Source organism: Winogradskyella rapida (assembly GCF_042675845.1).
Lineage (GTDB): Bacteria > Bacteroidota > Bacteroidia > Flavobacteriales > Flavobacteriaceae > Winogradskyella > Winogradskyella rapida.
Genome location: NZ_JBHTKM010000063.1, coordinates 1,919,117 through 1,931,088, shown reverse-complemented (window position 1 = coordinate 1,931,088; position 11,972 = coordinate 1,919,117). Strand labels below are relative to the sequence as shown.

Genomic DNA, 11,972 nt, shown 5'->3' with positions numbered 1-11,972 from the left:
TTATGAAAAATAGAATGAAATATATAGTTTTTATTGTAACTATCTCATTGTTTATGACCGCATGTCATGATGATTTAGATCAAGATCCTATTGATCCAGATAGTTTTACAGAACAGGATGTATTTGTTAATACAACCGAAGCTAAGAAAGCCTTAGCCAAACTCTACGCGAGTTTAGCGCTAACAGGACAACAAGGTCCTTCAGGACAACCAGATATCTCTGGTATTGATGAAGGTTTCTCACAGTATACACGTATGCTTTTTAATCTTAATGAGTTAACCACAGACCACGCCGTTGTAGGATGGGGAGATGCTGGTTTACCAGATTTACACGGATTATACTGGTCTGCAGGAAATGACTTTACCGGAGCCATGTACCTGCGTTTAGCGCAAGAAGTATCGTTTACTAATGCGTTTATTCAAAATGCGTCGGAATTACCAGATGCCGAAGCGCAGACCTTTATTGCTGAAGCCCGTTTTTTAAGAGCTTTTGCTTATTACAACTTAATTGACTTTTACGCTAATGTGCCTTTAGTAACTCAAATTACTACAGACTTACCGTCACAAAGTTCTAGAACAGAATTATTCGATTTTGTAGAGTCTGAATTATTAGAAATTCAAGATTTACTTTTAGATTCTAATGAGTACGGACGTGTAGATAAAGTCGCTGCTTGGGCTTTATTATCGAAGCTTTATTTAAATGCTGAAGTATGGACGGGAACTCCACGTTATTCAGAATGTGTTACCTTTTCAGAGAATGTATTAAATTCTTCTTATAGCATTAATATGAATGACGCTAATGGTAACGGAAATGCTTATGACGAATTGTTCCTTGCTGATAACGATACCAACGGGGCACAACAAGAATTTATATTCGCTTTAAACTTTGATGGTATTCAATCACAAACTTATGGAGGATCTACATTCTTAGTACACGCTGCCACAGGTGGAAGTATGGATCCTTTAAGTTTAGGAATTAACGGAGGCTGGGGAGGTCTAAGAACCACTAAAGCTTTGGTTGAAAAATTTGAAAGTTCTGAGATTGATGTCCCTGCTTTAAATAGTCAATTAGGCGGATCATTATCCGATTGGGGTCTTGTAGGAGATCTTAACGAATGGGGTGAGGAAGATGTTGAGATGTACGAAACCTCAACGGACGTATACCAAATCTACATTACCTTGGCTGATGGTCAATTAAAATTTAGATTCAATGAAGATTGGGGTAACAACTACGGCGATAATGGTGCTGATGGTACCTTAGAAGCAGGTGGTGAAAACATCACCGTAACTGCAGGAACCTATCTTGTAACTCTTAATTTAGCTACACTAACCTATAGTTTTGAAGCTGTTGAAGCTGCTGGAGACAACAGAGGAATGTTCTATACAGACGGACAAAGTTTAGAAATTGGTAGCATCCCTCCTTTTGCAGAAGGTTATGCGGTAACTAAATTTAAAAACATCGATTCTAACGGAAACCAAGGAAGCGATAGTAGTGGTGACTTTGTAGATACGGATTTACCTGTAATTCGTTTAGCTGAAATTTACTTAAACTATGCAGAAGCGCACTTAAGAGGTGGCGGTGGTAGCATTAGTACAGCAGTAGATAAAATAAACGAATTAAGAGAAAGAGGTTATGGTAATACGAGTGGTAATATCACTTCTGGAGATTTAACTTTAGACTTTGTACTTGATGAGCGTTCAAGAGAATTGTATTGGGAAGGTCAAAGACGTACCGATTTAATTCGTTACAATTACTTTACTACAAATGCTTATTTATGGCCATTTAAAGGAAACCAAGCTAATGGTACGGCGGTAGATGCTTATAGAAGCATATTCCCTATTCCAACAAATACCATTTCAACCAACCCTAATTTAATTCAAAACGACGGATACTAATATAAACAACAACACTATGAAAACAATAAAACTTATAGCCTTACTATTACTTGCTGCCATTGGTTTCAATGCCTGTGAGAGTGACGACAGCTTAACTTATACGGCACAACCTGCCGGGGAACTAAGCTTCACTAATTCCTTTTTAGAAGAATATGTATTAATTCCTTCTGCCTCTGGAAACCTTGGAGAGCGTTTTACATGGAATGATGCTGACTTTGATGTTGAAACTAGCATTAATTACGAATTACAAAAATCGATTTCTGGTGATTTTACAGATATGGAAGTTGTAGGAACTACAGCAGAAAACTCATATGCTGTAACAATTGGTGAATTATTAGATTATGCTGAAGAAGCAGGATTAGATAACGATGCCACTACAGAAGATATGCCAAATACAGGAAGTATTTACTTTAGAGTAAGAGCAACCATTGGTACCGATGCTGCTTTAGAAATCGTTTCTGATATGCAAGCCTTAAATTTAAAATTAATTGAAGGTGATGGTGGTGTTGTAGAAGAGCCTTTATTAAATTTATTTTTAGTTGGTGATGCTACTGCTCCAGGATGGAGTGAAAACAACAATAACCCAGCCTTAATTAGACATGCTGATAACACTAACATGTACACCTATAAAGGTTTCTTTGTAGGCGGTGGTGAAGGTTTTAAATTATTAGAAACTTTAGGACAATGGCAACCACAATGGGGTGCTGGAGAAAACCCAGGAGAAGCAGCTGTAAACGATGGTTCTGGAAGTGATCCTTCTGCATTCGCAATCGCTGCAGATGGGTATTACGAATTTAACATCAACATTGATGACATGACGTATACCTTAGTAGATTACGATGCTTCAGCGGCCGCAACATATACTACAGTTAGTATGATAGGAGACTCTACTCCTGGAGGTTGGGATGCTGATACAGATTTAACGCAATCTTCTTTTGATAGCCACATTTGGAGTGCTACTGGTGTTGAGTTTTTAGATGGTGAACTAAAGTTTAGAGCCGATAATGATTGGGCTGTAAACTGGGGAAGCGCAACTGCAATAAGTGGATTTGGAACTCAAGACGGTCCCAACATTCCGGTTTCTGCAGGAACTTATGATGTTTGGTTTAACGACCTTGACGGTGGATACATTCTTATCCCTGTAGAATAATATCATTTTAACAAACAAAAAAGGCTATGAATACTCATAGCCTTTTTTTAGATATCTAAAATATTATGAAAAAACACTTACTCTATTTATTTGTACTACTGCCGCTATTGGCCTTAGCACAGGTAACCACTAATCCTAGTCCAATACTCATAGATCAACCTGTAACTCTTACTGTAGATCTTAATAGTACAGACACGGATTGTAACAGCATTAGTAACCCAACTAAAGTCTATGCCCATTTAGGTGTTGGTGACGATAACGATGAATATGGCATTGCCGTGGTTGGAAACTGGGGCGAAGATGATGGCATTGGCGAAATGAGCAATAACAACGACGGTACTTGGAGTATTACCTTCACACCTAATACCTATTTCAATTTAACGACGGAACAAGAATCTACAGTTACTAAAATGGGAATGGTATTCCGAAATGCCGCTGGTAACCAAGAATTAAAAGCTTCAGGTTGTAGCAATTTCGTCTATAATATTGGGGCCTTTCAGGTGAATATGATTAACCCTTCTACAAATGCAAATGGTATTGTAGTGGTTGATAATGGTGCAAATACACAGATTTTAGCACAAAACACAGGCGGACCAGCAGATTATGAGTTGTTTGCCAATGGTGTTAGCATACACACACAAAACAATACCACTTTTTATAATGGGTATTATTTTAGCAACTTAACAGAAAATCAATCTTGTGAATTAGTGGTGACCCAAGATGGGGTAAGCATTACAAAAACATTCACAATCATTGTTAATAACACTACAGATCAGGCATTGGCTTCTGGATTAAAAGATGGTATTAATTACGACGCTACAGATGCCACTAAAGCAACTTTAGTCTTAACAGCACCAAACAAAGATTTTGTTTATGTGGTTGGTAGTTTTAATAATTGGGAAGCCACTAGTGCCTATGCGATGTATAAAAACCCAGGTACTGATCAATTTTGGTTAGAGCTTACCGGCTTAACACCGCAACAAATTGAAACTTACCAATATTGGGTAGGAGACGCCGCACCTATTGCAAATTCACCGTCTTTAGTAAAGGTCGCCGATCCTTATTCGGACTTAGTATTATCACCTTTTGATGATGCCTACATTCCTGAAGCGTCTTACCCAAACAGACCTGCCTATCCTGCTGGTCAAAACTTTGAAGTTACCGTTTTACAAACAGGACAAACGGCCTATGATTGGCAAGTGACTGATTTTAGCAAACCCAACAAAGAAGATTTAATTATTTATGAAGTTTTAATTAGAGACTTTGATGACGATAGAAATTTTCAAGATTTAATTGATAAAGTCGATTATTTTAAAAATCTAAATATCAATGCTATTGAATTGATGCCAATAATGGAATTTGAAGGTAATGAGAGTTGGGGTTATAACACCGCTTTTCATATGGCGCTTGATAAATTTTATGGCAGTCAAGAAAAATTCAAAGAATTGGTAGACGTTTTTCATCAAAACGGAATAGCCGTCATTTTAGATATTGCCTTTAATCATGCCTACGGAAGAAATCCAATGGTAAGAATGTGGATGAACGATCCTGATGGTGATGGCTGGGGGGCGCCTTCTTCAGAAAACCCTTATTTTAATGAACTTCCTACCCACTCTTACAGTGTAGGAAACGATTTTAATCACAGTTCTACCTATACTAAAAACTACGTAAAACAAGTGGTTTCTTATTGGATTGAAGAATACAAAATTGATGGTTTCCGTTGGGATTTAACCAAAGGTTTTACACAAAATTGTGGTAATGGTTCGGAGTACGGTGATGAAGGTTGTACCGGAAGCTACCAACAAGACCGTGTTGATGTTCTAAAAGAATACGCTGACCACTCGTGGGCTGTAGACCCTGATCACTATGTTATTTTTGAACATTTAGGTTCTGATAACGAAGAAAAAGAATGGGCTAATTACCGATTAGATGAAGGGAAAGGTGTAATGATGTGGGGCATTATGAATTCGCCTTACAGCGAACTAACAATGGCGCAAAGTGGTAATAAAAACATCAACCGTATGGGACATAATGCGCATACAGGATTTAATGGACCTCGCGTTGTTGGTTATGCTGAAAGTCATGATGAGGAACGCCTAATGTACAAGAATATCGCTTACGGAAATACAAGTACAGCAAGCCATAACGTGCAAGATTTAAATACAGCCTTATCAAGAATGTCTGCTTTAGGTGCTGTAAGCGTGCTCATCCCAGGACCTAAAATGATTTGGCATTTTGGAGACTTAGGTATGGACCTGTCTATTTTTACCTGTAGCGACGGCAGTTATAATAACGACGGATGTAAGCTCTCTACAAAGCCACAACCGCAATGGACGAATAACTGGATTACGGATGCTTTAAGAAGTGAAATTTATAACGATTGGTCTAAATTCCATGCTCTTAAAACAGAAGAACCGGTGTTTGAAGGGGATTACAGTATGACCTCAGGAGATTTCACCCCTAGAATTGACATTTTTGATACTTCAATTTCTAATTCTGAATTAAACCATGTAATCATCTTGGCTAATTTTGATGTAGTCTCTCAAACGGTACCGACAAACTTCCCAAGTGGACTTACCGCAACGTGGTATGATTTAATGGATGCAACAGGAACCACAACCGTGAGTAACAGTGAGACCTCCATTACAATTCCTGCGGGTCAATTTAGAATTTTGGGTAATAAAGCTTCAAATGCCTTAAGTGTTAATGAAGTTGAAGCCATGAGCTTCCAGTTGTTTCCTAACCCAACATCAAATGCTTTTAGCATTAACGTGAATGTCTCTCAAGTTGAGATTTATGACTTAACCGGAAAACGTGTAAAGGCGTTTCAAGGGCAATTTACACAAACAGATAGTTTTGATATTTCAAGCTTAAAATCTGGTGTGTATCTTGTAAAAATTGAAAACAGCAACCAACAGACTTTAACCTCAAAGCTTATAAAGTTATAAGGGTTATAACCTAACACAAAAGTAAAAGAGCTTCCAAATGGAAGCTCTTTTTTTTTATTCTTTCCTCATACAAATAAAGAACGTCTAATGACTTTTATTAGGAATTAGATTCACACAATACGTTATCCTTTTTTCTTTGTTTCTGTTTCCTATACATCAAAATAGTAATGGCTATGACGGCTCCAGAAAACGCTAAGGAGGCCCCAACAAGAGACGATGAGGTAACGCTATGTCCAAAAGCAATTGGTAATCCCGCCAAATAAGCGCCCATAGCATTCCCCATGTTAAAGGCACTTTGATTCATAGAAGAGCCTAACATCTCAGCACCTTTAGCCGTATTAATAATAGCCATTTGTATTGGCGTAGAAATACTAAAAGCAATTAACCCGATGAGGAAGGTTAGTAGCAACGCTAAGACCGCGTTAGAGGCCAAAAATGAATTCACAACTAAAATGAAAGCCATTCCTAAAAGACTGATCATCACAGCGCGTAACGGCGTAAATGCATTGGCCATTTTCGCACCTAAAAAATTACCAATAAACATCCCTAATCCCGCGAGTATCATGGCATAACTTACCACATTTTCAGAAAAGTGAGCCACATCTGTAAGTAAGGGCGCAATGTAACTGTACCAAGCAAAAAAACCGCCGGTCCCAATTGTGGTCAGTGCAATCAATGCCCAAAGTTCAGGGTTCTTTAATCCTTTATGATCGCTATTTTGAGGGGCTTTCTCTTCTTTTTCAAACTGAGGCATCCAATAAAAAATACTTGCTAAGGTGATACATCCTACAACACCAACCATAAGAAAAGAAGCACTCCAATGGTACTGATTTCCTATATAGGTCCCTATAGGAACGCCAATAACATTAGCTACAGTTAATCCTGAAAACATCATTGCAATAGCCTGGGCAGACTTACCTTTCTTCGCTAATTTCCCTGCTATAACGGCCCCAACTCCAAAGAAAGCACCATGTGGAAGCCCCGATAAAAAGCGCATTACCAATAGCATATTATAATTTGAAGAAAATGCAGAAAGCGTATTAAATACCGTAAACCAAACCATAAGCAACAATAGCATACGATGAGGTTGAAGTTTATGACTAAAACTGGTTAATAAGGGCGCTCCAACAACAACCCCTAACGCGTAAGCCGAAATAAAATGGCCTGCCTCTGGAATTGTAATGTTTAGAGCATGGGCCACATTGGGTAGAATGCCCATAATCACAAATTCGGTAAGTCCTATTCCAAAACCACCAATTGCTAAGGATAACAATGCTTTTTTATTAGAAAATCCTTCTTTCATAAATCATTTTTTGTGTTGTGTATTCCAAGGGGCAAATTTCCACAGATCAACCGGAATTAAAACCAAGTCGCTTACCTAATATCTATGCCATTTTAACCTTAGTATTGTAAGGCTGCTAAGGTCCCGAGAATTATGTACAGCCTTAAAAAGTAGAAATAAAAAAAAGCTAACTCGTTAAAGTTAGCTTTTTTACTCTGTACAGGCGGAGAGACTCGAACTCTCACACCTCGCGGCACTAGATCCTAAGTCTAGCGTGTCTACCAATTCCACCACGCCTGCAACTTCCAATTATAATTGGGATGCAAATATAAACAATAGTTTTAATATACAAATATTAAATTTTTAAGTTTTTAAAGAATTTCACATTTTTATTCGCATTCTATAGAATGAGGGACTTACAATCAGATTTTTAACCTCTAAAAAACTAAAAAAAGCCCTGTAAAATAAAACTTAAAGTTGTGTACAGCCGCCCTTATCCATCTTATAATTCTTATTTTTGTTACAAACCGAATACTTAATTATGCAAACCATTCAATCTTATATCGAAGCGAATAAAGATCGTTTTTTAAACGAGCTTATCGATTTATTAAAAATACCATCCATTAGTGCTGATTCTGCTTATAAAGATGATGTTTTAAAAACTGCCGATGTGGTAAAATCTAGTCTTGAAAAAGCGGGTTGCGACCATGTTGAAATCTGTGAAACAGAAGGCTACCCTATTGTTTACGGAGAAAAAATCATTGATAAAAACTTACCAACAATTTTAGTTTATGGCCATTACGATGTGCAGCCACCAGATCCTTTAGATTTATGGAACTCACCACCGTTTGAGCCGGTTATTAAAACGACCGAATTACACCCAGAAGGTGCTATTTTTGCTCGTGGTGCTTGTGATGACAAAGGTCAAATGTATATGCATGTCAAAGCCATGGAATACATGACCAGCAATAACGAATTGCCTTGTAACGTTAAGTTTATGATTGAAGGTGAAGAGGAAGTTGGTAGTGTTAACCTTGCTAAATTTGTTGCTAGTAATAGAGAAAAATTAGCCAACGACGTTATTTTAATCTCAGATACGGGAATGATTTCTAAAGACGTCCCTTCAATTACTACAGGGCTTCGAGGTTTAAGTTATGTTGAAGTTGAAGTCACAGGACCAAATAGAGATTTACATTCTGGATTGTATGGTGGTGCTGTAGCCAACCCAATCAATGTATTAACAAAAATGATTGCCTCACTACATGATGAAAACAATCATATTACCATTCCAGGATTTTATGATAAGGTAGAAAACTTATCGGATGCTGAACGTGCTGAAATGGCAAAAGCCCCGTTTTCTTTAGAGGCTTACAAGAAAGCGTTAGACATTAATGCCGTTTACGGTGAAGCAGGCTATACCACCAACGAGCGTAACTCCATCCGCCCAACCTTAGATGTTAATGGTATTTGGGGTGGTTATACCGGTGAAGGTGCCAAAACTGTGATTGCGAGTAAAGCTTATGCTAAAATCTCTATGCGTTTAGTACCACACCAAGAGTGGGAAGAAATTACCCAATTGTTTAAAACACATTTTGAGAGCATTGCTCCTGAAGGGGTAACCGTAAAAGTATCGCCTCATCATGGTGGACAAGGCTATGTAACACCAATTGATAGTTTAGGTTATAAAGCGGCTTCAAAAGCCTATAAAGAAACCTTTGGAAAAACACCAATTCCACAACGTAGTGGTGGAAGTATTCCTATTGTTTCACTCTTTGAAGAAGAACTAAAAAGTAAAACGATTTTAATGGGCTTTGGTTTAGACAGTGATGCTATTCATTCACCAAATGAACATTTTGGAGTTTGGAATTACTTAAAAGGTATTGAAACCATTCCGCATTTCTATAAATACTTTACAGAATTATCCGAATAAATAAGCGACCTAATTAACGCTTTTCAAATTACTAAAAGCCCTATGATTATTACTAATCATGGGGCTTTTTCTTCTTAACAGGCCCAAAACCACTTCCACAATAGCAGTATCACAAGTTTACAGTTGACCTATTATTCCGTCTATTTAACTTAAAACATTTACGACTAAAGCCGCTTCATTGAGGCTTTTTTCATCTAAACATGTAACAAACCCCATGCTTTAGCGTTCTAATAGTCAATCAATCAGCCTAATTTTTAGGACAATCAAAAAACGAACACTTATGTTAAAGCAATTCTTCATCCTTTGCTCTGGCGCTGACACAGACATTTTAAAGGACTGTTCCATTGGCGAACAAAACAAATATGCCGGTATTGGAGCCACCGTTTTCTTTACCGCCGTTATGGCAACCATTGCTGCCAGTTATGCCCTTTTCACTGTATTTGACAATCTGTATACTTCTATTTTCTTCGGACTCATTTGGGGTTTACTCATTTTCAATCTGGATCGTTATATTGTGTCCACCATAAAAAAACGAGATAATATTACTCAAGAAATTCTTCAAGCGACTCCACGACTATTCTTAGCACTTATTATTGCTGTGGTCATTTCAAAACCTTTAGAATTAAAGATTTTTGAAAAGGAAATTAATCAGGTGTTATTAGAACAAAAAAACGATTTAACGCTAGCCAATCAAAATCAAATTGCGGAGCAGTACCATCCTCAAATTGCAACGCTAGAGAATGAAATTTCAGGTTTAAATGCTCAAATTGACCAGAAAGAAGCCGAAGTTAACACCTTATACAACACTTATATTTCGGAAGCTGAAGGAACCTCAGGCACCAATCGTTTAGGCAAAGGTCCTGTTTATAAAGAAAAACGAGATAAACATGATGTAGCACTAGCAGAACTACAACAATTAAAAACAAGTAATACTCGTAAAGTTGAAGCCTTAGAAACTCAAATAACAAACCTTCAAAACGATTACGCTACTCATTTAGAAACCGCCCAACCCATTATTGATAATTTTGATGGTTTAATGGCACGGATAACAGCATTAAACACTTTACCTGGGTTACCGTCATTCTTTATTTTCCTCTTATTCTTAGCGATAGAAGCCTCACCAATCATTGCAAAATTATTAGCACCAAAAGGAGAGTTTGATTATAAGTTACAAGACTACGAGACCACCATACAAACCTGGAGCCAACAGAAAGTTGCCGAACGACAATTACTATTAACAACAGATAACGCCATTAACAATAAAGTTTACCAGGAGATTGCAGACGAAGAAGAGGTTATAAACTACAAGCGAAAGCAGGCAAGACAACTCATGCAAAACCAAGCCGATGCTTTTTATAAGCAACAGAAAGGTGTTTTATAGAATGGCTTGACATTTAGAGTACACCCTTAAAGATCATTCAAAGGGGACATTTTGTAACAATGAGTTATACGCTAGTCTATTAGAGATGTTGATAAAGTGTTCTGTAACAAACTTCATAAATTAATTAAACCTTATTATCTAAATTGTTCTTATTTTAGATTGAACTAAAACATTCAATTCTATGAAATATATCATCACTTTAGCAATAGCTTTATCCTGCTTCAGTTGTATTAGCATTAAAGCAGATGTCACCAATACAGAATCTATTGAACAAAGCGAATCACAAGCCAGTGCAGAAGCCGCTATTAGACTGGTCATGGCAGAACAAGAAGTAGCTTGGAATACTCATGATTTAGAAGGTTTTATGCAAGGTTACTGGAAAAGTGAAACCCTTAAATTTTACGGAAGCAGTGGCCTTACGCAAGGTTGGAATCAAACTTTAGCCAATTATAAAAAAGGCTATCCTTCAAAAGCCGAAAGTGGAACGCTTAAATTTGAAATTAAAGACATTTCAAAAATTGAAGGGGACAATTATTGGGTGATGGGAGCTTATCACTTAAAACGAGATATCGGTGATGCCCATGGTCCATTCTTAATTATTTTCAAAAAAATAAATGGCGAATGGAAAATTATCGCAGATATGTCTTGTTAACATCAACCCATAATCATGTTAATTCATCTAAATTCTATTCAGAAATAACCATAAAAAAAGCCTGAATCTATTACGATTCAGGCTTTTTTATGGTAGAATATTCTTTCCTTTATAATAGAAAACGGGAATTAAGTTTTCTTTACGTATTCGGTAATAATTACAATCTGTTGTCCATCTACACGACCTTCAATATAAGTCTCATTTTCATGATCTAATCTAATGTTTCTAACCGCTGTACCTTGCTTGGCCACCATGCTAGAACCTTTTACTTTAAGATCTTTAATAAGGACCACGGAATCTCCATGCTCTAAAATAACACCGTTAACATCTCTATGAACAAGTTTATTTTCATCATCTTCACCATCACCAGACGCTTGTGCTAACTCTAGCAAATCGTCTTCCATATACATCATTCCTAATAAATCTTGCGTCCAATCGGCATCAATACGATGTAACATTCTCCACGCCATGATTTTTACCGCATCATGTTCGCTCCACATGCTATCATTTAAACACCTCCAGTGGTTAGGATCAATGGCGTCAGCATCGTTCATTTGTTCTATGCACGTTTTTGATGCATACAATGCTGTTTTTAATCCGTTCTCTTTTACATCTGGAACGATGTAAACAGATAAGTTTTCTTCACTTCCACTAAGCTCACATTTTGAGCCGCTGCGCTTTTGTAGTTCTCTTTCTAATGACATAATAAATATTGTATTGTGCAAATGTAAAAT

The 11,972-nt window shown here is 37.2% G+C and carries 8 protein-coding genes and 1 tRNA gene; 6 read left to right on the top strand and 3 right to left on the bottom strand.

Going from position 1 to position 11,972, the window contains the following annotated elements:
- Positions 1-14 precede the first annotated feature (14 nt).
- From ACFQ13_RS15670 to ACFQ13_RS15660, 3 genes are all read left to right on the top strand, one after another.
- Positions 15-1,895: a RagB/SusD family nutrient uptake outer membrane protein gene (locus tag ACFQ13_RS15670; protein WP_386119007.1), complete on the top strand. Its 1,881-nt coding sequence runs from the start codon at positions 15-17 to the stop codon at positions 1,893-1,895.
- Positions 1,896-1,911: 16 nt separating this feature from the next.
- Positions 1,912-3,045 (top strand): SusF/SusE family outer membrane protein, encoded by a 1,134-nt coding sequence (locus tag ACFQ13_RS15665; RefSeq protein WP_386119004.1) that lies wholly within the window; start codon positions 1,912-1,914, stop codon positions 3,043-3,045.
- A gap of 65 nt (positions 3,046-3,110) precedes the next feature.
- Positions 3,111-5,993, top strand: coding sequence for an alpha-amylase family glycosyl hydrolase (locus ACFQ13_RS15660; RefSeq protein WP_386119001.1), 2,883 nt, complete (start codon positions 3,111-3,113; stop codon positions 5,991-5,993).
- Positions 5,994-6,090: 97 nt separating this feature from the next.
- Here the strand turns inward: ACFQ13_RS15660 and ACFQ13_RS15655 are convergent, their stop codons facing one another.
- Together ACFQ13_RS15655 and ACFQ13_RS15650 are read right to left on the bottom strand one after the other, a co-directional pair.
- The gene (locus ACFQ13_RS15655) at positions 6,091-7,296 is read right to left on the bottom strand and encodes an MFS transporter (RefSeq protein WP_386118998.1); all 1,206 of its coding nucleotides are present in this window, start codon (positions 7,294-7,296) and stop codon (positions 6,091-6,093) included.
- Positions 7,297-7,493: 197 nt separating this feature from the next.
- Positions 7,494-7,575 (bottom strand) — tRNA-Leu (locus ACFQ13_RS15650).
- Between the two features lie 241 nt (positions 7,576-7,816).
- On the opposite strand from ACFQ13_RS15650, the gene ACFQ13_RS15645 reads away from it, so the two are divergent.
- From ACFQ13_RS15645 to ACFQ13_RS15635, 3 genes are all read left to right on the top strand, one after another.
- Positions 7,817-9,205 (top strand): dipeptidase, encoded by a 1,389-nt coding sequence (locus tag ACFQ13_RS15645; RefSeq protein WP_386118995.1) that lies wholly within the window; start codon positions 7,817-7,819, stop codon positions 9,203-9,205.
- A gap of 280 nt (positions 9,206-9,485) precedes the next feature.
- Positions 9,486-10,586 (top strand): DUF4407 domain-containing protein, encoded by a 1,101-nt coding sequence (locus tag ACFQ13_RS15640; protein WP_386118994.1) that lies wholly within the window; start codon positions 9,486-9,488, stop codon positions 10,584-10,586.
- A 181-nt stretch (positions 10,587-10,767) separates the two neighbouring features.
- A complete protein-coding gene (locus ACFQ13_RS15635; RefSeq protein WP_386118991.1) occupies positions 10,768-11,238 on the top strand; it encodes a YybH family protein in 471 nt (156 codons plus the stop codon).
- 128 nt (positions 11,239-11,366) lie between these two features.
- Here the strand turns inward: ACFQ13_RS15635 and ACFQ13_RS15630 are convergent, their stop codons facing one another.
- Complete coding sequence (locus ACFQ13_RS15630) at positions 11,367-11,942, bottom strand: PhnA domain-containing protein (protein ID WP_386118988.1); 576 nt, start codon at positions 11,940-11,942, stop codon at positions 11,367-11,369.
- Positions 11,943-11,972 lie beyond the last annotated feature (30 nt).